At 45.6% G+C, this 18,804-nt stretch carries 20 protein-coding genes; 11 read left to right on the top strand and 9 right to left on the bottom strand.

Translation table 11 applies throughout. The features are described from left to right. Positions 1 to 13 precede the first annotated feature (13 nt). A complete protein-coding gene (locus ACMCM8_RS15190; RefSeq protein WP_412723432.1) occupies positions 14 to 1,159 on the top strand; it encodes a PepSY-associated TM helix domain-containing protein in 1,146 nt (381 codons plus the stop codon). A gap of 7 nt (positions 1,160 to 1,166) precedes the next feature. Here ACMCM8_RS15190 and ACMCM8_RS15185 read toward each other — a convergent pair whose 3' ends face one another. Together ACMCM8_RS15185 and ACMCM8_RS15180 are read right to left on the bottom strand one after the other, a co-directional pair. Beyond that, complete coding sequence (locus tag ACMCM8_RS15185; RefSeq protein WP_412723431.1) at positions 1,167 to 2,585, bottom strand: histidine kinase sensor domain-containing protein; 1,419 nt, start codon at positions 2,583 to 2,585, stop codon at positions 1,167 to 1,169. Beyond that, positions 2,582 to 3,271 (bottom strand): response regulator transcription factor, encoded by a 690-nt coding sequence (locus ACMCM8_RS15180; RefSeq protein ID WP_412723430.1) that lies wholly within the window; start codon positions 3,269 to 3,271, stop codon positions 2,582 to 2,584. Before ACMCM8_RS15180 ends, ACMCM8_RS15185 begins: the two co-directional genes overlap by 4 nt. A gap of 260 nt (positions 3,272 to 3,531) precedes the next feature. On the opposite strand from ACMCM8_RS15180, the gene ACMCM8_RS15175 reads away from it, so the two are divergent. Continuing rightward, positions 3,532 to 4,644, top strand: a complete 1,113-nt coding sequence (locus ACMCM8_RS15175) for an MBL fold metallo-hydrolase (RefSeq protein ID WP_412723429.1) — start codon at positions 3,532 to 3,534, stop codon at positions 4,642 to 4,644. Positions 4,645 to 4,678: 34 nt separating this feature from the next. Here ACMCM8_RS15175 and ACMCM8_RS15170 read toward each other — a convergent pair whose 3' ends face one another. Beyond that, on the bottom strand, positions 4,679 to 5,317 hold the full coding sequence (locus ACMCM8_RS15170; RefSeq protein ID WP_412723428.1) for an MOSC domain-containing protein: 639 nt from the start codon (positions 5,315 to 5,317) through the stop codon (positions 4,679 to 4,681). Between the two features lie 174 nt (positions 5,318 to 5,491). Between ACMCM8_RS15170 and ACMCM8_RS15165 the strand changes: the two genes are divergently transcribed. From ACMCM8_RS15165 to dnaB, 5 genes are all read left to right on the top strand, one after another. Then, positions 5,492 to 6,067, top strand: coding sequence for an RNA polymerase sigma factor (locus tag ACMCM8_RS15165; protein WP_412723427.1), 576 nt, complete (start codon positions 5,492 to 5,494; stop codon positions 6,065 to 6,067). After that, complete coding sequence (locus tag ACMCM8_RS15160) at positions 6,060 to 6,578, top strand: hypothetical protein (protein ID WP_412723426.1); 519 nt, start codon at positions 6,060 to 6,062, stop codon at positions 6,576 to 6,578. The genes ACMCM8_RS15165 and ACMCM8_RS15160 overlap by 8 nt, the downstream gene beginning before the upstream one ends. Before the next feature lie 12 nt (positions 6,579 to 6,590). After that, positions 6,591 to 7,577 (top strand): DUF4097 family beta strand repeat-containing protein, encoded by a 987-nt coding sequence (locus ACMCM8_RS15155; RefSeq protein WP_412723425.1) that lies wholly within the window; start codon positions 6,591 to 6,593, stop codon positions 7,575 to 7,577. Between the two features lie 275 nt (positions 7,578 to 7,852). Continuing rightward, positions 7,853 to 8,323, top strand: a complete 471-nt coding sequence (locus tag ACMCM8_RS15150) for a hypothetical protein (protein ID WP_412723424.1) — start codon at positions 7,853 to 7,855, stop codon at positions 8,321 to 8,323. Between the two features lie 210 nt (positions 8,324 to 8,533). Further along, positions 8,534 to 9,919 carry a replicative DNA helicase gene (dnaB, locus tag ACMCM8_RS15145; RefSeq protein ID WP_412723423.1) on the top strand — a complete coding sequence of 462 codons (1,386 nt, stop codon included), beginning with the start codon at positions 8,534 to 8,536 and terminating at the stop codon, positions 9,917 to 9,919. A 100-nt stretch (positions 9,920 to 10,019) separates the two neighbouring features. Here the strand turns inward: dnaB and ACMCM8_RS15140 are convergent, their stop codons facing one another. The 5 genes from ACMCM8_RS15140 to rsd all read right to left on the bottom strand — a co-directional run bounded on the left by ACMCM8_RS15140 (position 10,020) and on the right by rsd (position 13,175). After that, positions 10,020 to 11,210: an OmpA family protein gene (locus tag ACMCM8_RS15140; RefSeq protein WP_412723422.1), complete on the bottom strand. Its 1,191-nt coding sequence runs from the start codon at positions 11,208 to 11,210 to the stop codon at positions 10,020 to 10,022. A gap of 106 nt (positions 11,211 to 11,316) precedes the next feature. After that, positions 11,317 to 11,754, bottom strand: coding sequence for a secondary thiamine-phosphate synthase enzyme YjbQ (locus ACMCM8_RS15135; protein WP_412723421.1), 438 nt, complete (start codon positions 11,752 to 11,754; stop codon positions 11,317 to 11,319). Continuing rightward, positions 11,744 to 12,208, bottom strand: a complete 465-nt coding sequence (locus ACMCM8_RS15130; protein WP_412723420.1) for a chemotaxis protein CheX — start codon at positions 12,206 to 12,208, stop codon at positions 11,744 to 11,746. The genes ACMCM8_RS15135 and ACMCM8_RS15130 overlap by 11 nt, the downstream gene beginning before the upstream one ends. Then, complete coding sequence (locus ACMCM8_RS15125) at positions 12,198 to 12,671, bottom strand: transcriptional repressor (protein ID WP_412723419.1); 474 nt, start codon at positions 12,669 to 12,671, stop codon at positions 12,198 to 12,200. Before ACMCM8_RS15125 ends, ACMCM8_RS15130 begins: the two co-directional genes overlap by 11 nt. Before the next feature lie 51 nt (positions 12,672 to 12,722). After that, positions 12,723 to 13,175, bottom strand: coding sequence for a sigma D regulator (rsd, locus tag ACMCM8_RS15120; protein ID WP_412723418.1), 453 nt, complete (start codon positions 13,173 to 13,175; stop codon positions 12,723 to 12,725). A gap of 179 nt (positions 13,176 to 13,354) precedes the next feature. On the opposite strand from rsd, the gene nudC reads away from it, so the two are divergent. From nudC to ACMCM8_RS15105, 3 genes are all read left to right on the top strand, one after another. Next, positions 13,355 to 14,188, top strand: coding sequence for an NAD(+) diphosphatase (gene nudC / locus ACMCM8_RS15115; protein WP_412723417.1), 834 nt, complete (start codon positions 13,355 to 13,357; stop codon positions 14,186 to 14,188). Between the two features lie 278 nt (positions 14,189 to 14,466). Then, positions 14,467 to 15,558 carry a uroporphyrinogen decarboxylase gene (hemE, locus tag ACMCM8_RS15110; protein ID WP_412723416.1) on the top strand — a complete coding sequence of 364 codons (1,092 nt, stop codon included), beginning with the start codon at positions 14,467 to 14,469 and terminating at the stop codon, positions 15,556 to 15,558. Between the two features lie 24 nt (positions 15,559 to 15,582). Then, positions 15,583 to 16,128, top strand: coding sequence for a hypothetical protein (locus ACMCM8_RS15105; RefSeq protein ID WP_412723415.1), 546 nt, complete (start codon positions 15,583 to 15,585; stop codon positions 16,126 to 16,128). A 7-nt stretch (positions 16,129 to 16,135) separates the two neighbouring features. Here the strand turns inward: ACMCM8_RS15105 and queG are convergent, their stop codons facing one another. Beyond that, positions 16,136 to 17,281: a tRNA epoxyqueuosine(34) reductase QueG gene (gene queG, locus ACMCM8_RS15100; RefSeq protein WP_412723414.1), complete on the bottom strand. Its 1,146-nt coding sequence runs from the start codon at positions 17,279 to 17,281 to the stop codon at positions 16,136 to 16,138. Positions 17,282 to 17,287: 6 nt separating this feature from the next. On the opposite strand from queG, the gene ACMCM8_RS15095 reads away from it, so the two are divergent. Further along, entirely contained in the window at positions 17,288 to 18,787 is a 1,500-nt protein-coding gene (locus ACMCM8_RS15095; RefSeq protein WP_412723413.1) for an NAD(P)H-hydrate dehydratase, read from the top strand. Positions 18,788 to 18,804: the final 17 nt, after the last annotated feature.

Below are 18,804 nucleotides of genomic sequence, written 5' to 3'. Positions count from 1 at the left end.
TAGTCACTTCGCTATGAACTTTTCCGCTTTTAAAAGGTGGGTCTTTTGGGCCCACTTCTTCGCGGGCCTTTTCGCCAGTGTGGTCGTTTTTATTATGGCTTTCACTGGGGTGTTGCTGACCTATGAGCGTCAGTTTAAAGAGCTCAGCGAAATGGCCTATTCGCAAACCATCGATATTGAGAAAGGTCTTATCTCTACTGATGAGGTGGTTTCAATACTGCGCAATAAGCACCCCGACGAAGCGCATATATTTGTACGATGGGTGCATCGTGACGGTGCGGCAATTCCAGCTTGGGCTGGCGAGCATAGCTATCTTATTCATCCCTATACAGGGGGAGTACTTAGAGAAGGGCAAGGCGTTGTTGATGACGTGTTTCACGTAATTACTGACTTGCATCGTTATCTATTATTGGAAGGTGATTACCAATTCATTGGCAAAACCATAACGGCCTACAGCAACCTCATCTTTATCTTTTTACTGCTATCCGGGCTAGTTATTTGGTTCCCCAAACGTATGTCGGTAAAGTGCTTAAAGCAGCAAGTGTTATTGCGGCAGCGGTATATCAATACGCATCATCGCCGTCGTCACTGGCATTTTGTTTTTGGCATCTGGTCCATGCCTTTTTTACTTGTCATTGGTATGACGGCCACACTGTTTTACTTTGAGTGGGCTAACAAGGTGTTATACACAATGTATGGAGAAGACGTGCCCGCGCGCGTGAAAACAGAGATGCCACTCACCCTCGACGCCGATGTTGTTAGCTACGACGATTTATTCCAAAAGGCTCAGCAACACGCAAAGGAGAATGGTTACCATGATTGGTATTCCATGTGGATGGAAATCGGTAAAGAAGAAGGCATTGCTAGGTTTTACATCGATAAAAGTATAGGGCATCGCCAAGAGCTGGCGTATTCATTGTATTTTGATACTCGCTCAGGTGAAATCGCCAGGGTTTTACGCAAGGCAGACTGGCCTAAAGGTAGCCAGGCATGGGGAACATCCCGCTTTTTGCATACGGGTGAGTATTTTGGGTTTGTGGGTCAGACACTCGCAGGTGTGTTCAGCCTGCTATGCTGTATTTTGGTTTATACGGGAGCGCTTCTGGGGATCCAGCGACTTATCTATATGTATAAACAGCGCAAGGTTAACACGCCCTAGTGTCAGACTACGCGGGTAGGGTAATGGTTATAACCAGTCCCGTTTTAAGGCATAGTGTGGTGTTTTTTGAATCTGTTATTGTATCTGTCGCCGCTTTGTCATGTTCATGCTGATTCCTAGCGAGGATTTCACCGCCCACTGCGGCAATCTGTCGTTTTGCCAGTGCAAGCCCAAGCCCAAAACCAGAGCGCTTAGCTGCATGGACATAGTTTTTGGTAGCACGGGATTTATCTACTCTAAAGAAAGGCTCAAAAATAGCGTTTAGCATGGACTCAGGGACGCCCGAACCTTCGTCAGCTACGGTGATAACGTAGTTATTATCTTGGCGCACAAGTGTTAAACTGACTTTGCTTTGCAGTGGTGTATGGCGAAGGGCATTGCGAATGATATTTTCAAGGGCTTGCCCCAATGCAAGTTGGCTACTCTGTTCTATATTCGCGTGTTCTGGTGTCGCAACATATAGCTCCCTGTCAGGGTATTCAAATCGCGCATCTTCACAAATGACATTGATCAACTCTACAAGATCAAAATCATCGGTATTTAAACGCGGCGATTCAGTGTTCAGCCACGCGAAGGTGAGGGTATCCTCAACCAGCTCGCGCATTGTACTGGCTTCGTAGCGCAGACGAGATAGTGCTTGTTCCCGATTTATATCCTGTTCAACAAAATCGATAGCCATGTCTATACGGGCAAGTGGAGTGCGAAGCTCATGAGATAGATCAGCCAGCAAGCTTCTTTGGTTGTAAATGAGGCTACTGGTTCTTTGTGCCATTTTATCGAAGGTTTGCGCTAGTCTAGTAAGCTCATCATTGCGCTTGGGCATAGCTGCCATTGCACGGGCTTCCAAATTGCCATTCGCGAATTCTTTTGTCGCTTTTTCCAATTGTTTAAGCGGCGACATCAGGTGCCGATAAAGCATAAAGCTGAAAAGACTTAATATCACTAAAGGCAACGCAATTTGCAGCGACAAACGGGAGGCGAGCAATAAGGAGCCGGGGCGCATATGTTGGGGAAGTTGAATTAAAAAGTGCGTGGTATCATCGACAAAAGGTACTTCCATGATGGGGTTTTCAGAAAAGTACAAGTGTATTTTCCACTCTGGGCTGCGGCCAATTTGAAACCTATCAAGAAATTCGGCTTGCATCTCGGTGTCAGCAAACGTTGTCATCTGAGAGTTAACCACTGCAAGCCAGGTATTCTCTTTCACCCTTACTTCTTTCAAATAAGCCGCAAGTGCACTTTCTCCCTTTTCTAGATATATCCGCTCCGCTTCCTCTCCATACGAATACAACGTTTCTTGATGCACTTTATCTATAAAACTCATGCTGGTTTCAGTGTGATTGGTAAGCCACGCTATCGCCCAAAACAATAGCACTGTGCCCAGGGCGATAAATGCACAAAGTCGCCAAAACAGTTTATTTTTCACGAAAAGCGGTACCCTTGGCCATGTACAGTGGTAAGGCGCTCAGGTGGCATACCGATTTCTACAAGTTTTTTGCGGATTCTAGATAAATGCATATCAAGACTTCGATCATAACGTGAAAACGGTTTGTTGAGCACACTGTGGTAGAGGAAAGCCTTGCTTAAGGTCTCCCCCTTGTTCTCCGCCAGCATCCAAAGTAGTTTAAACTGAATGGGCGTGAAATCGAGTAACGTGGTGTGATACTTCGTAATTTGCTGAATGCGATTTAAATAAAGTACATCGATGATAATTTCAGACTTTTGCGTGTTAAATTCACTTATTGCTTTGCTACGTCGCAACAAAGCATCGATGCGCAACATCATTTCCGTGAAATTGAAAGGTTTTGGGAGATAGTCATCTGCGCCTTTGCGATAGCCTTCTATCCGCTCTTGCTCAGCGCCAGATGCAGTAATCATCATTACGGGGGTTTTCTTGACTTGTCGCAATTGATTGAGAAGTGATAGGCCGTTTAATGAAGGAAGCCGAATATCCAGCAAAATGAGGTCAAAACTTTCTTCAAGCACTGCTTCAAGGCCCGCATGGCCATCACATTCATGACGAGTTTCAAATCCTCTGGACTGCAAAAGTTGGGTGATTTGCTCACTTAATGTGGCATCGTCTTCAACGATCAGTATTCGGGTTTTAGTCATGACGGCACAGGTTAACTATTTTTTATATATTATTAATAATAGTTCTCATTTGCAAATGCCTCATGGCGTACAGCAGGCTTTATCACCTCTATTTTTAGGAACAGTAAACACCAACAGGTCTTATCTAAGCATGTTGTTACAAATTAGGAGTGGTAGTTATCCATTCCCTCTTTAAACTAAAATGCTTCCCTACGCTGGGGATGCCGATGAAAACTCAGATGTGAAAATCTTATGATTGTAGAGATACGCAAGGTACGAGAATGAAAAAAACGCGTGCAAAATTTGTGGGTTATATCACATGTTTTATTGCCGTTGGGAGTGGTCTGGCGGGTTGTGCTTCTCGCAACCAAGTGGATCGAATTGAACATGAGCTTTCCATCGTCAATTATACCTACGTTAAAGGCTATGAAGACAGATTCAGCAATATTTACGACAGTTTCAAAGACTATCCAGTTACCTGCACTGACAATTGTTATCCACCTTCGGCTGATATTGCCTGTGAAGACGACATGCAAAACTGTCAGTTCGTCGGCAATAACCCTAATGTAGATTTAAATGCGGGGTTTTCTATACGATGGCTAGGGCATGCGAGCTTTGTTATTACCACTAAAGACGGTGAACAGGTTTTAGTCGATCCGGTCTTTAACCAATTTGATTGGCCCGTAAACTGGGCGTTTCGATTAACTGAAGGAATTAATCGCAATGCCCCTGTGCAACTTACTCCCAGTGAGCTGACACACACAGATGCAGTATTATATTCCCACATTCATTACGACCACTTTAACAAGTCGGATATCAACACAATCGGTGTGAGCCCCACGTACTTAGTTCCATTGGGATTCCCACAACATTTCCCCAATGGAGGTTACACCATTAAGGAGATGGCGTGGTATTCATCGCAAACCATTGGAAATACGGTAGCGCATTTTGTGCCTGCTCACCATTTTAGCAATCGTATTTATGTGCCGTATTTGTATGACGATACCGATGCTTCGCTATGGGGTGGGTGGGTACTTGAGAATCAGGGACGGACGCTTTATTTTGCGGGTGATACGGGTTATTCCCCTCATTTTAAGGATATCAACATGCGTTATGGTGACATTGATGTGTGCCTGTTACCAATCGCGTCTTACTTTAGCGAGTCATTCCCTAAGTGGTATCGAAAAGTACATACGACACCAGAAGACGCTATTATTGCAGCGCAAGAATTAGGCTGCAAAGTCGTTGTGCCGTGGGGATATGGCAACGCCAGTTGGAGAATGGGCGATAAAACCTCTCATTCGGCGTTGTTCAGACTGCTGCATATGAAAGAGGAGTTACAGACCCCCGTGCCATGGTATGTGCTAAACGAGGGAGAAGCCGTGCGTTTCTAGTGTCTGTTTCAACAGGCCTTGCACCGCAGTCGATTTATCGATTGGCAATTTTGTCACATTTTTGTCGCCACTCGTCGTCTAATACCGATAGCGTGGCCAGTGAAGCTGCAAGGGTTTTATCCGTTTTATTGTGCGTGCATTGCATTAATGTATGCACGCTGACGGTGTTCGCTTCGCGATGTAACAGACTGACATCATCTTCCACTTTTATCTTGCCAGTTTTGATAACGCGATAATACCAACCAGTCATACCACGCTCGCCGACAAATCTATCTAAATTGGCGATGCCAAATCGATGACATATCTTAACGCAGGGGGCACGAGGGGCACTTATTTGAAGTTCAACGTCGCCAAATTTCCAGATATCGCCAATGTACACGGTAGTGTCATCCATCCCTTTAACACTTATGTTTTCACCCATATTACCCATGGTGAAATGGCCTTCAGGGTGATGCTTTTGCAATGTCTCGTAGTGTACAGGGCTAAATTGATGTAACACTTTTTCTGGTCCACCATGCAGGCGTGTATTGGCCTGCTCGTCTTCTTCGGTGCCATTTATATTGACGGTTAAAACATCGACAGGATTTTTCACGAAGCTGCTTAATGCCCCTCTCGGGCCCAATGGCTGTGGCTTACCTGCAAATAGACCATCGATTTTAAACTTCAACGACATGGGGGCTCCAAAAAAAATTTTTTGTGTATTTAAACCTTTCTCCTATAGGGTACGACTAACCCTATAACACTAACAAGTGCTTATACCGCACAAAAGCGTCTTTATCTTTTCAAACGTAATTAAAAAGAACGAGGGCGTGTCACTAGCGGTTTAACTAACAATTAAGAGAAAACAATGGAACACACACAACCACGTGTTGTACACGCCAATGTGGTGTTCGGTAGCAAAAGCGAAAACGAGCTTATTTCGTCGGCTAAAGCAGGCAGTAAGCAGGCTTTTAAAATGCTTTATGATTTACACATTGGACGTGTATATGCATTGTGTTACCGGCTAACAGGTGAGAAAGGAATGGCCGAAGATGCCTCTCAGGAAGTGTTTATACAACTGTGGCGAAAACTCGACAACTTTGACGGACAAAGCCAATTTTCTACATGGTTACACAGTGTCACGGCGAATGTCACCATCTCTTATATGCGCAAACAGAAAGGGTGGATGCAGCGTATATTCAACGTCGAAGAGAGTGGTCTAGGTGATATGGCGGCTGACGGTGACAGCACTGAAATTGATTTAGAAGCACTGATAGTCAGGTTGCCGGAGAGGGCGAGAATGGTCTTTGTGTTACATGCGATAGAAGGCTATCGACACGAAGATATCGCCTCAATGCTGAATATGGCAGTGGGTTCGAGTAAGGCTCAATTTTTTCGCGCCAAACAGCTTTTGAAAGATTTTATGGGGGTCGAGGATGAGTAATTTTGACGACAAATTATCTCAGCATATTAGTGGGCTCAATAAAGAGAAACAACCACAGCGTGATTTGTGGCGTGGAATTGAATTAGGGATCGAATCGCAGCGCGCTGAAGCGTTCACAGAGCAGCAGAACACGAAAACAACAGGTGTTACTACTTCTCAATGGATGGCATTTGCAGCAAGCGTGTGTTTCGTTACTGTGCTGTGGTTTGGTGCGCCCTATGCGTTTAAAACAGAATCAACGCTCAGTGATAGCTTTACCTTCATAGACGCCATGAGTATGCAGCAACAACAACATGTCGATAGCCTACTGGCCAGCTATGAAAATACGCCATCACTCACACAGGATTGGCAAGAGCAACTTAAAGAACTGGATGATGCAGCTAGTGTGATAAAAGACGCGCTTAAAGATGACCCGGACAACTCCGCATTAATCAAAATGCTGCACCATGTATATCAACAGCAAATTGCCTTAATTGAGCGAGTGCACGCGCCCAAGTGGCAGCAAATATAAAAGGGTAAGACAATGAATAGAAAATTAACCGCTAAGCTTTCGCCCACTATTTTAAAAACCATCGGGCTCACAGCATTGATCAGTGCGGCAAGTCAGGTAATGGCTGGTGAACGGGTAGACAAAACGATTGATACCTCGGCTTCTCCGAAAATTGATATAGAACATGTGAATGGAAAAGCAGACATTCGGGTATGGGATAAATCACAGGTCCGTGTAAGCGGTGAACTGGGTGACCGCACCGAAGAGTTTATTTTTGAACAGCGGGGTGATGTAGTGATCATCCATGTTGAAGTTGAACGCAATTCAAAAAGTTGGTTCAACAAGGGCAAAGACGGTGACGATTTAACCATTTATATCCCCTCGGCTAGCGATCTTCATTACACCGCTGTTAATGCAGACGTGAGTGCGCAGGGGGTAACGAAAGCCGCAGATATCGAAGTAGTGAATGGAGACGTGACACTCAGTGATATGGGTGAGCGCATTGAAGTTGAGTCGGTGAACGGGGATATCGCATTAAACAATGTTAAAGGTCGTCTAGAAGTGGAAACCGTTAATGGAGAAATAGAGGCTTCTCATACTGGCGCTCATCCCGTTGTGGCGACATCGGTCAATGGCAAAATTAAACTCAACTCCAATAGCCCAGATATTACGATAGAAACTGTTAATGGACGCATCGACCTTTCGTTAGCGGAAGTGGATTCGCTTAAAATAGACACAGTGAATGGGCGCACTTATGCCGAGCTTTCGCTAAATTCGAAAGGAGCGCTTCAGGCTAGTTCGGTAGGTGGGGCAATGGAATTTGTCTTCCAAAAAGGGGTGTCAGCACAGATCGATCTAGAAACCCATGCGGGAGGTTCAATCGTTAATAATATTAGTGATGATAAAGCTAAAAAGCCCAAATACGGGCCTAGTAGATGGTTGCGTTTTATGCACAACGGAGGAGCCAGTAACGTTGATATCTCTACTGTGAATGGACGAATTGAAATAGATGAAAAATAGTGGCCAACGTCGGGCTATTCCCGTGGCGTCAAAGGTAACTATACAGGGTTGAAATACCGTAAAAACAGCCTGCATTTAATTGAGCTCAGAGGTTGAAATAAATACTTTAGTCCCTATTTCTTAACTGACAGGCGAGTAACACAAAGCTGCTAACCTTGGCAGCTTTTTTATTGCCTGTACCTCTGCATTCTTTTCATCGTCCACATATATAGTGGTCATAAAAATGAAATTTCATTGGTAGATAAACCTTGTGTTGAACTCATAGGGAGGTTGAAGTGAGTATTGCAGGTTACGTCAAAAGGTTCTGGCGTTTTCACAGTTTGATTGTTGGAGCAATGGGAATATGCGTATTCACATTGGGCTGTGCGGTACAGGAGCCCGCGCCATACGAGGGAACCTGGATTGTGACAAAAGCTTATCAACCTGGAATTTCAGCACTCTCGCTGGCAGACGCCGAGCATTATTTGGGACGTTCGGTCACTTACACATCGACGTCAGCAAAGCTAGACCAAATCCAATGCGAAAGCCCTATTTATGACTCGACAACCTTGAGCAATAATGAATTCTATCACCACTTTAACGCCTCTCCACAGGCATTGGGTTTTAGTGATGACAGCATAACTGAAGTGACACTCTCTTGTGATAATGGCAGCGAAAACCTGGGCTCTACCTTGGTTCTCCAAGAGGATACATTGGCCTACACAGTCATTGACGGTACTTTTTTAAAATTGGAAAAGACGCTGTAAACTGTTTAGCGGGGATAGGGTACTTCCAACACTAAAATGCCTAAGCGTTTACGCTGTTAGCGATAAATATTTATTAAAGCCCGATAAGCTCTGGGAATATGTGAGTTTTTTGCGCTTTCGGCTCAAAAGGCGCCTTTCCTTTATTGAGACAGCAGCCGTAAAAGCGCATAATATCCAACTGGTTTTTGATCACTGATATAGGTTGTACTCGTGGCTTCTGCTCCAAAAGGCGATAAGAATGTTGAGAAATTGAAGGTTCCACCTCATAGTATTGAGGCAGAGCAATCTGTTCTGGGCAGCATGCTTATTGATCCTGAGAGCTGGGACAAGGTGGCGGAACTTGTCACTGATAACGACTTTTATAACCGCTCCCATCAAATTATTTACCGCGCTATCACCCGCCTTCTCAATAGCAGTCAACCGATAGATCTTATTACCGTTTCAGAAGAGCTTGAAAAGCACGACGAATTGGATGATGCAGGTGGTTTTGCCTACCTGGGCGAACTCGCTAAAAATACACCAAGTTCCGCTAACGTGGTGTCTTATGCGCAGATTATCAGCGAAAGGGCCATCACCCGTGAACTTATCGGTGTAGCACATGAAATCGCTGAGGTGGGATATAACCCCGAAGGCAGAGACAGCGCTGATATTCTCGATTTAGCCGAGAGTAAGGTATTTGAGATTGCCGAGCGCAGAACCGGTGAAAACGAAGGGCCGCGGGATATTGAGTCTGTATTGGGTAAAACCATAGATCGACTTGAAGAATTAGTGAAAACCAATAAAGAGGTAACCGGTGTTACGACGGGGTTTACTGACTTAGATAAAATGACCAGTGGTTTACAGCCATCTGACCTCATTATAGTCGCCGCCCGTCCTTCAATGGGTAAAACTACCTTTGCCATGAACTTGATCGAAAACGCGATGATGGCAGAGGAGAAGCCGGTATTGGTATTCAGTTTGGAGATGCCATCAGAACAGATCATGATGCGTATGCTGGCATCGTTAAGTCGGGTTGACCAAACTAAAATTCGTACTGCTCAACTTGATGACGAAGACTGGGCACGAATTTCAAATACCATGGCGATGTTGAAAGATAAAGATAGCTTGTTTGTCGATGACTCGTCGGGCTTGACGCCAATGGATGTGCGAAGCCGTGCTCGTAAGTTGGCTAGGGAACGGGGCGGTATCAGTCTTATCATGGTGGATTACCTTCAGCTGATGCGCGTACCTTCGCTAAGTGATAACCGGACACTTGAGATAGCGGAGATATCCCGCTCACTTAAAGCATTAGCAAAAGAACTTGAAGTGCCAGTGGTGGCGCTGTCACAGCTAAACCGTACGCTAGAGCAGCGAGCTGATAAAAGACCGGTTAACTCAGATCTACGTGAATCAGGTTCAATTGAGCAGGATGCCGACCTTATCATGTTCATTTATCGCGATGAGGTATATCACGAAAACAGTGAATACAAAGGCATCGCCGAAATCATTATAGGTAAACAGCGTAACGGGCCTATTGGAACATGCCGTTTGACCTTTCAGGGGCAATTTTCCCGGTTTGATAATTATGCGGGGCCGGCTATCGCTGACGAGTATTAATGTGTATTAATTTACGCATTAATGATGAATACGTCGAAAGATAGACCATGCTATACAAAAAAGGCGCCGATAGGCGCCTTTCTTACTTTAGAACAAGTGCTTACTTTTCTTCAGCTACTTTAACCGTTTCTTTAACTGTCACTGATATGCGACGGTTTACGCGGTGAGCTTCAGCGTTATTAGCCGGGTCTAGTAGGCGAGTTTCACCGTAACCAATAGTGTCTAGGCGTGATGACTCGATACCGTACATATCTACCATAACTTTCTTGAAGTTTGCTGCACGGCGATTTGAAAGATCCATGTTGTATGCTTCTGTACCTGGTGCAGAAGTGTGACCTTCAATTACCGCAGTAGTAGATGGATATTCTTTCATGAACGCGGCAAACTCAGAAATTTCTGGGTCTTTAGGCATTTTCACAACTGCACTTTCGTTGTCGAATAGAACGCGTAGGGTAATTTCTACTGTTTCTTCATCGAAAATGGTACAGCCTTTCTCGTCCACTTTAACACCTGCTGGCGTATCTGGGCACATATCCTTGCTGTCTACAACGCCATCGTTGTCAGCATCTCTGATCGCACAACCTTTAGCGTCTACTTTCTTGCCCGCTGGCGTATTTGGACATTGATCTACACCGTTAAGAACACCATCGTTATCGTCGTCGATGCTACAACCGTTAGCATCAACGCGAACACCTGCAGGTGTCATAGGGCATTGGTCTTTGCTATCGATAACACCGTCGTTGTCGCTGTCACGAGGCGCAGATGGCGTGCGCTCACCGAAAGGTATCGCTACACCCACTTTTACGCTGTAATCGTCATAGTCTTCACCGAAATCTTGATAAGCCGCTACTTCCGTGATTAGACGAATGTCGTCAACGATATCCCAGTGTTTACCTATACCAAGGTTAGCCAAAGTCGTTGACTCACCCACTGACTGTCTTTTCACACCACCAAAGATATACATAGAATCGTTAGTAAGGAAATACATGGCATCAATGCCAACCATTTCGCCGCTATCATCGCCGCCAGTTGAGTAATCAAGGTCAAGTGCCGTGAACTCTACACGCGCAGCCCAGCTTTGCGTGAAACGAAAGCCGTATTCCAATGCAATACCATTGCCGTCGTCTACAGTTACGTCACCTGCTAAAGGTCTATCCGGGTCGGTATTGTAGTAAAGGCCAGAAATACCACCCCAACTGCGGTATGCTGGTTCTTGAGAGTCTTGAGCAAATGCATTGGTTGAAGCCATTACAGCTAATGAAAGCGCTGCTACTTTAAAGTGTTTTTTCATAGTCACATCCTGTTTAACGTTGAGTGATTATCGATTTTTGATAATTTTGTGTTGTGCTTAATAGTATGCATTGTAAGCACAAATTATGCCATTATATTATATGGGCTTAGGCTGTGATCCCTTGTAGTGTGGCAATAATTGTTCGTCTTCCGCCATGATCTCGGTGTTCGCCGAGCATTACTCCCTGCCATGTACCTAGCGCTAACGCGCCTTGTTGGACGGGAATTGTAAGCTGACAACCTAGTATACTCGATTTTAAGTGAGCAGGCATATCGTCTTTACCTTCGTAAGTATGCCTGAAAAATGCTAGGTTCTCTTTTACACTATGGTTGAAGAACGCTTCCATGTCGTCACGGACGGTGGGGTCAGCATTCTCGTTAATAGTTAAACTGGCACTGGTGTGCTGCAACCACAAGTGGAGCAACCCCACCTCTACTTGCTTAATACCTGGAAGCGCAGCTACCACGTGTTCGGTTATGAGATGAAAACCTCGCGGGTAGCTATTGAGTGTAATTTTTTCAGACTGCCAGAAATTATTTATCAAAACAGATTTCCAAATGCGCGAGTCCATCATCGCACATAAACGGAAGAATAATTTTTGCGCCGTCTACCTGGTGGCTAATAGTGTGTTGCTTTCCTGATACGACGATAGGTGTGGCCATACCAAATTCGTAACCTTTTTCTGCCAAGTCACGCTTAGCATTACCGCAAATCATGTTGGTCACTTCGCCTACCATGTCGCCCACTTCGGCATCGAGCTTTTCTGGTCGTTCACCTACCATACGCTCCATAATCGTAAGTGCAAGGCCTTCGTCAAAGGATATTGACATAGAGCCTCTTACATCGGGACCTACCATTCCAATTAGACCCGAAACATCACCTTTTGCGACATCGCTTTGTTTTCGCTTGGGCTTTCCCGGTGTTAGTTTGGTTTGCGCCATGGTTTCCATGACATTGAGTAAACCTGCAATAAACGGGTTTACAAAATCAGCATTCATGTTGGTTCTCCTTGAGAGAGGGGGCTTCCGTTTGTTGGCAATCAGCGCAAAGTCCATGCGCCTCTATTGTTTGTTTGGATACGCGAAATCCGTGTTGTTTGGCTTGATTTTCAAGTGTCTCTTGCAAACCTTCGGATTGAATCTCTGCCACGTCACCACAACTATCACAAATAAGAAACTGGACAGGGTGGTTGCAGCCAAAGTGGTAGCAGGCTACGAACGCGTTAGTAGATTCTAGACGGTGTATAAAACCAAAATCCAGTAAGAAATCGAGAGCTCTGTATACCGTAGCTGGTTTGGCGCTGGATTCGGTTTCTTTTAGTGAATCAAGCAATTCGTACGCGCCCATAGGGCCGTGTTTCGAAACCAATATCTCAAACACCTTTTCTCGCAGTGGTGTGAACCTCGCTCCCCTTTGCTCGCAATAGGCGCGGGCTTTGTGGATCAGTGTAGATTTATTCATTAATGACAACCGTAAACTCGTCTTTCATTGTTATTGTAGTACGCCGTTGTTTTAGGATTGCGCCTTGTATGTGAATACATGAGCGATAAGTTCATCTTCTAAGGCAAACCGCTCTTCTAAGGTCTCTCCTAATTGCGCAAGTGCATAATCAAATGTTCTCGCTTGCTCTGGCGTGACCGCTTCAGCAAATTTATCATTAAACGACAATGCTGCGTCAGTGGTCATTGTCAATTTAGGGTAAAGTTGGTTTTTAAGGGTGAGCCCTTTCTCGTCATTCTCGACGAGTATGTCAAAAACTTCGAAGTGTCCGGCAGAAAGATAGTCCATAAGCGCGTCGCAAAAATGCGATATATCGGTAGCATCAGGTAAACATTTTTCACGTTGATTGATGCCTGCCAAATGGCAATACGATACCAGCAGGGCTTGCCGATCACGCAACCACCTGTCAATGACCTCGCTTTTTCCACTCCACTTCTTTTTTACACTCTCCAGCTGCTGCAACATCGTGTTTTATTAACCGTTCAGCGACAATTATTCTCAGTATAACACCGTGCACTTATGACACAAATTTTGGACGAAAAGAATAACGCGTCATATTTATTGTGTAAGCAAAAGTTGCTTATGTCTGCTAGCTTTCACTCTGGCTGTGCTATTGTGTGTAGCAAGGACAGGAGTATGTAGCAATGATGATAAAACAGAATGAATCTAAACTGAAAGCACATAAAGCAATGTGGGTAGTATTTAGTAGAGGAAAGCTGTTAATTCAAGCTCAGTCACAACGTATACCTGTCGCGTATTTTAACGAAATACCATTTCTTCACCGTTATGCTGAAGAGGTGCATCAATTACCCCCTCTCAATGACGGTGCAACCCTTGAGAACCCAGTCTTTGTGGTTGATTTAGGCGCGGAACACGTTGAACAGCCAGGTTGGGAAAGGGTACCGCTAAGGCAGTTGCTGGTTACAGAGCAAGACATCGCCTTTTCGGTAATAGGCCGAGCTTGGCAGTATATTCACTTTTTACGCACTCACCAGTACTGTGGTCAGTGTGGCGCTAAAACAGAACGGGTAGAGTGGGAGATGGCAGTGCAATGTCATCGTTGTCAGCATCGCAGTTATCCCAGGGTTTCGCCCTGCATTATTGTTTCCATCCACGATAACAAAAGGCTACTGCTTGCCAAAGGGGTCAGGCACAGAGAAGCAAACATGTACTCAACATTGGCTGGATTTGTGGAAAGCGGTGAAAGCTTGGAGGAGGCTGTTCATCGGGAAGTATTTGAAGAAGTAGGCGTGAGAGTGAAAAACTTACGTTATTTTCACAGCCAGCCTTGGCCGTTCCCTCATTCTCTGATGGTCGGTTTTATCGCAGAATACGACAGCGGGACTATTCAATGTCAAGAGAATGAAATCGATGATGCACAATGGTTTGACGTGGATGCGCTTCCCAATACGCCGCCTTCGGTTTCGATTGCGGGGCAACTCATTGCGGAAACGGTGTCTCTAATTAGAGACAAATAAAAAACCCTGCCGAGGCAGGGTTCCAATAAGATTAGCACGGTCCCGTAACGGGCTTCTTTATAGTTATCGTACATAGTAATAGCAAACACTTACTTTAAGCGCAAGTGGCATTTTTACTTTTTTCAAGTCATTTTCGTCTTCAATTATCGACACCGTATCGCGAAGATAAATATTTAGATCGGTTTTCACCCAACACAGGAATAATACTGATATAATCCCGCCCTTTGGAGGCTTTCCAGTCTCTGTCTATTGTATCTATAGTTATTCAGGTGAGTTATATGTCGCAAAATGTTCCTAGTGTTGATAAACCCGCGTTAAAGAACGATCGTTATTTACGTGCGTTGCTGAAACAGCCAGTGGATATGACACCAGTATGGATGATGCGACAGGCTGGCCGTTACTTGCCTGAATACAAAGCCACACGGGCACAAGCAGGCGACTTTATGTCGCTGTGTAAAAACGCCGAGTTAGCCTGTGAAGTCACCCTGCAACCCTTGCGCCGCTTTCCTCTCGATGCAGCGATATTATTTTCCGACATACTCACCATTCCCGATGCCATGGGATTGGAGTTGTATTTCGAAACTGGAGAGGGCCCTCGTTTTAAGAAGCCCATTACGTGTAAGGCTGATGTAGATAAGATTGGGCTACCGGATCCGGAAGGTGAGCTTCAATATGTTATGAATGCCGTGAGGACGATTCGCCGCGAACTGAAAGGCGAAGTGCCACTTATTGGTTTCTCTGGCAGCCCATGGACACTTGCGACCTATATGGTTGAAGGCGGTTCAAGTAAAGCCTTCACCAAAATTAAAAAGATGGCCTTTGCAGAGCCTGCTACCTTGCATGCTCTTTTAGCCAAGCTGGCTGATTCGGTGACTGAGTATTTAAATGCTCAGATCGCGGCTGGGGCACAATCTGTGATGGTCTTTGATACCTGGGGTGGCGTCTTATCTCCCAGAGACTACAAAGCGTTTTCTCTTCAATATATGGAGCGCATTGTTAATGGATTAACCCGTGAAAGCGAAGGTCGTAAGGTACCTGTTACTCTGTTTACCAAAAACGGTGGAATGTGGCTGGAGTCTATTGCGGCAACGGGCTGTGATGCGGTAGGTCTGGATTGGACTATCGACATTAAAGAAGCGCGAGCTCGAGTGGGAGATAAAGTCGCCCTGCAAGGCAATATGGATCCTTCAATGTTGTATGCCCCCGCAGCGAGAATTGAAGAAGAAGTGGCTTCAATCTTAGCCGGTTATGGCGAAGGTAGTGGTCATGTATTCAACCTCGGTCACGGGATCCACCTGGACGTTCCACCTGAAAATGCAGGTGTGTTTGTTGACGCAGTGCATAAGTTTTCTAAGCAATACCATAAATAACGCTCAGCGATTAAAGGGCTTGTAATGAAACCGTGGTTGTTTTTATTGTTTTTGGTGTTTATTTCGGTAGCCGGCTATAAATTGTCAGGCTATCAACACCAACTCAGTGAATCGAAAGCCGATAAAGCGCGCCTGAATTCTGTTTTATCGCGCTCAAGAGCCACAGAAGCCAGTGAATTGAAAGTCATCAAGCCCACGCCTAAACTGTCACTCTCTACTCCCCCCCAAGAGATCAACGAAACAGTTGTCGCAGGTGACGACGTATCGGGTGAGTCACGATGGACTGCTGATATGGAGTCATTCCTTAACACCTTTTTCACTTTACCCCACAATAGCCAGCAATTTGCATTGTCTTCAGTGAAGTGCACCAACGATCTTTGTGAAGTGATGGGTCAGCACAGTGGAACGCAACGCGACTTGTTTGATTTGGTCGAAGCCCTTGAAAATGAGCCTTGGTGGGAATTTGGCGTGCCAATGTTCAGTACGGAAATTACCCAAGGGGAGGCTGTGACTATTTCTGTGTCCCTGCGTAAAGAGGACGGCGCTTTCACGGCAATATCTGTGCAGTAGCCCCTTGTTATGCATCGCGGGGCAAGCCTTTTTCTACCGCTCTTATTAGCCTCTGTTGCTGCCGGTTTAAGGTACTTTGGAGTGCCTGGCGTTTAGTGTTTTGTGCATTGAGCGCCCAATCAATATGGCGATCAACCATATCGCTTACTAAGCCTCGCCGAGCGTTGAGTATGGCCATGTGCGCTTTACTATAAGGCGCATTGCCCAATGCCACTGCAATGTTTCTCTGCCATTTTTCAAAACCAATACGGCGAATTGGCGATCCTTCAGTATTGGCTAAAAAGGTTTCCTCAGACCAACTAAAAAGCGTGATGAGAGACTGGCCGTGAAGCACCTGGCGGGGATGGAAATCTTCCTCGCTTGTGATATCTGCATAGCGATTCCACGGACATATCAACTGGCAATCATCACAACCATAAATACGATTACCCATAAGCGGGCGCAGCGATTCGGGAATGTCTTTATCTGATTCAATAGTCAGATAGGAAATGCATCGTCTTGCATCGACCTTGTAAGGAGCAACAATAGCGTTGGTGGGACAAATTGTCAGGCAGGCAGTGCAACTACCACAGCTCTCTTCAAGTGGTGTGTCGACTGGTAGCGGTAAGTTGATAAAAAGCTCACCTAGGAAGAACCATGATCCTGCTTCTTTGTTGATGGTAAGGCTGTGTTTACCCGTCCAACCAATGCCCGCTTTTTCCGCTATGGCGTGTTCTAACACGGGGGCCGAGTCTACAAACGGTCGATAGGCGGTATGACTCAGTGCGTGGGTTATTTTTTCACCTAATTGCTTCAGCCGCTTGCGCAAAACCTTGTGGTAATCTCGACCTAATGCATAGCGGCTGATATAACCAAGTTCTGGCGTGTTTAAGTGCTTGGCAAAAGACGCGTCAGGGGGGAGATAGTTCATACGTACACTGATCACGCGAAGTGTCCCGGGTACCAATTCCTCGGGTCTCGCGCGTTTCATGCCATGGCTTTCCATGAAAGCCATGTCACCGTGATAGCCGGCACCTAGCCATGCTTGAAGATGGGCTTCGTGCTGATGTAAATCAATATCGCTGATGCCAACCTGCTGAAAGCCTAGCGCTCTTCCCCAAGCCTTGATATTGTTGGTTAATTCAACCAGATCGACAGAACTAATTTCGGACATGTGCTCATGCTAGATACTCAATTAACGTCAAGTTTATCATATAAACTATTTCGCGCCGATCAGGTTAGAGAAAACGAAGCGCAAGCAGCGGCGCAATCTGGTTGTGACATGTTTACGCTTATGCAGCGCGCCGGTGATGTGGTGTTTAAACAGTGCCAGGAGCTGATGCCAAATTCTGATGTTTACTTAGTGCTAGTTGGGCAGGGCAATAATGCTGGCGATGGCTATATAGCTGCGGTTAACGCGAAGTTGGCGGGCAAACAGGTTCATTTATGTGCAGTGGAGCCTAAACGTGTTTTAGACGGTGATGCCGGAAAAGCGCAGCAGCGATGGTTGGATGCAGGAGGCATCATCGAAAGTTTTCAGCCTGAGTTACTCGAAAAAGCAGATGTGGCAATTGATGCTTTACTGGGGACAGGAATCAATAGCTATATCCGCAACGAATTTGCAGACGTCATTGACGCACTCAATGCGTCTACAACACCCGTTGTCAGTGTGGACGTACCATCTGGTCTTGATGCCAACACCGGGCAAAGTTTGGGGCGGTGTGTACAAGCCGATATTACCGTGACCTTCGTGGGTATAAAACCTGGGCTAGTGACAGGTGCTGGAAAGCAATCGTGTGGGAAATTGGTATACGCTGATTTAGGTATCGGCAAGGCGTTTCAGTCACTTGCCAGAGCAAGTGCTACTATGCTTAACATTGATCACTTTAAGGGTATGGGGCCAAGGGATATCAATAGCCACAAAGGCACTTATGGCAGGCTATTGTGTATTGGCGGTAACAAAGGCACTTCAGGTGCAATTCGCCTAGCCAGTGAAGCTGCTTTGCGAAGTGGTGCTGGCATGGTGCGGGTATACACTCATGAATCGTCTGTGGTTCAAGTGAGTGCAGGTAGACCTGAACTCATGGTAGCCGATAGTCAACTTGAAGATGCGCTTAATTGGGCAACATGTGTGGTAATTGGCCCGGGTCTTGGTCAGGATAATTGGGCTGAACTCACCTTTGAAGTCACCATGAAACACTGCCAAAGCCACAACAAACCCGTGGTTATCGATGCCGATGCTCTTAATTTACTGTGTAAGCAGTCCACTGCTTACACCCTTTCAGACAGTATCTTAACTCCTCATGCCGGTGAGGCTGCGCGTTTACTTGGCGTCTCGGTAGACGATGTGGAAAGTGATCGCTTTAACTACGCCAGACAATGCTCACAACGCTATCACTCAGTCTGTGTATTAAAAGGGGCAGGCACCCTTATTGACAATGAAAAGAAAACCTGGGTATGTAGACACGGCAACCCAGGAATGGCGACAGCGGGTAGCGGTGATGTGCTGAGTGGAATTCTAGGTGCGCTATTAGCACAAGGGGTAGAAACAGATATCGCCGCTAAATACGGTGTCGTGCTACACGCTAAGGCTGGGGATGATATTGCCCAACAATACGGACAACGTGGTATGATAGCCAGTGATTTATTTGACGCAGTGCGCGCCCTTATCAATCACTAAAAAGTGTGATGCAATCT

Origin of the sequence: Alteromonas sp. D210916BOD_24 (assembly GCF_047159385.1) — a bacterium.
Lineage (GTDB): Bacteria > Pseudomonadota > Gammaproteobacteria > Enterobacterales > Alteromonadaceae > Alteromonas.
This window is presented reverse-complemented; position numbering and strand designations above follow the sequence as displayed.

Bases quoted from the DNA above. Each gene is read 5' to 3' on its own strand.
- rsd (WP_412723418.1), bottom strand. From the start codon at position 13,175: ATGTTGCAGCAGCTGGAGAGTGTAAAAAAGAAGTGGAGTGGAAAAAGC.
- ACMCM8_RS15095 (WP_412723413.1), top strand. From the start codon at position 17,288: ATGCTAGATACTCAATTAACGTCAAGTTTATCATATAAACTATTTCGC.
- queG (WP_412723414.1), bottom strand. From the start codon at position 17,281: ATGTCCGAAATTAGTTCTGTCGATCTGGTTGAATTAACCAACAATATC.
- nudC (WP_412723417.1), top strand. From the start codon at position 13,355: ATGATGATAAAACAGAATGAATCTAAACTGAAAGCACATAAAGCAATG.
- hemE (WP_412723416.1), top strand. From the start codon at position 14,467: ATGTCGCAAAATGTTCCTAGTGTTGATAAACCCGCGTTAAAGAACGAT.
- ACMCM8_RS15155 (WP_412723425.1), top strand. From the start codon at position 6,591: ATGAATAGAAAATTAACCGCTAAGCTTTCGCCCACTATTTTAAAAACC.
- ACMCM8_RS15180 (WP_412723430.1), bottom strand. From the start codon at position 3,271: ATGACTAAAACCCGAATACTGATCGTTGAAGACGATGCCACATTAAGT.
- ACMCM8_RS15170 (WP_412723428.1), bottom strand. From the start codon at position 5,317: ATGTCGTTGAAGTTTAAAATCGATGGTCTATTTGCAGGTAAGCCACAG.
- ACMCM8_RS15130 (WP_412723420.1), bottom strand. From the start codon at position 12,208: ATGAATGCTGATTTTGTAAACCCGTTTATTGCAGGTTTACTCAATGTC.
- ACMCM8_RS15160 (WP_412723426.1), top strand. From the start codon at position 6,060: ATGAGTAATTTTGACGACAAATTATCTCAGCATATTAGTGGGCTCAAT.
- ACMCM8_RS15125 (WP_412723419.1), bottom strand. From the start codon at position 12,671: ATGAATAAATCTACACTGATCCACAAAGCCCGCGCCTATTGCGAGCAA.
- ACMCM8_RS15140 (WP_412723422.1), bottom strand. From the start codon at position 11,210: ATGAAAAAACACTTTAAAGTAGCAGCGCTTTCATTAGCTGTAATGGCT.
- ACMCM8_RS15175 (WP_412723429.1), top strand. From the start codon at position 3,532: ATGAAAAAAACGCGTGCAAAATTTGTGGGTTATATCACATGTTTTATT.
- ACMCM8_RS15105 (WP_412723415.1), top strand. From the start codon at position 15,583: ATGAAACCGTGGTTGTTTTTATTGTTTTTGGTGTTTATTTCGGTAGCC.
- ACMCM8_RS15190 (WP_412723432.1), top strand. From the start codon at position 14: ATGAACTTTTCCGCTTTTAAAAGGTGGGTCTTTTGGGCCCACTTCTTC.
- ACMCM8_RS15165 (WP_412723427.1), top strand. From the start codon at position 5,492: ATGGAACACACACAACCACGTGTTGTACACGCCAATGTGGTGTTCGGT.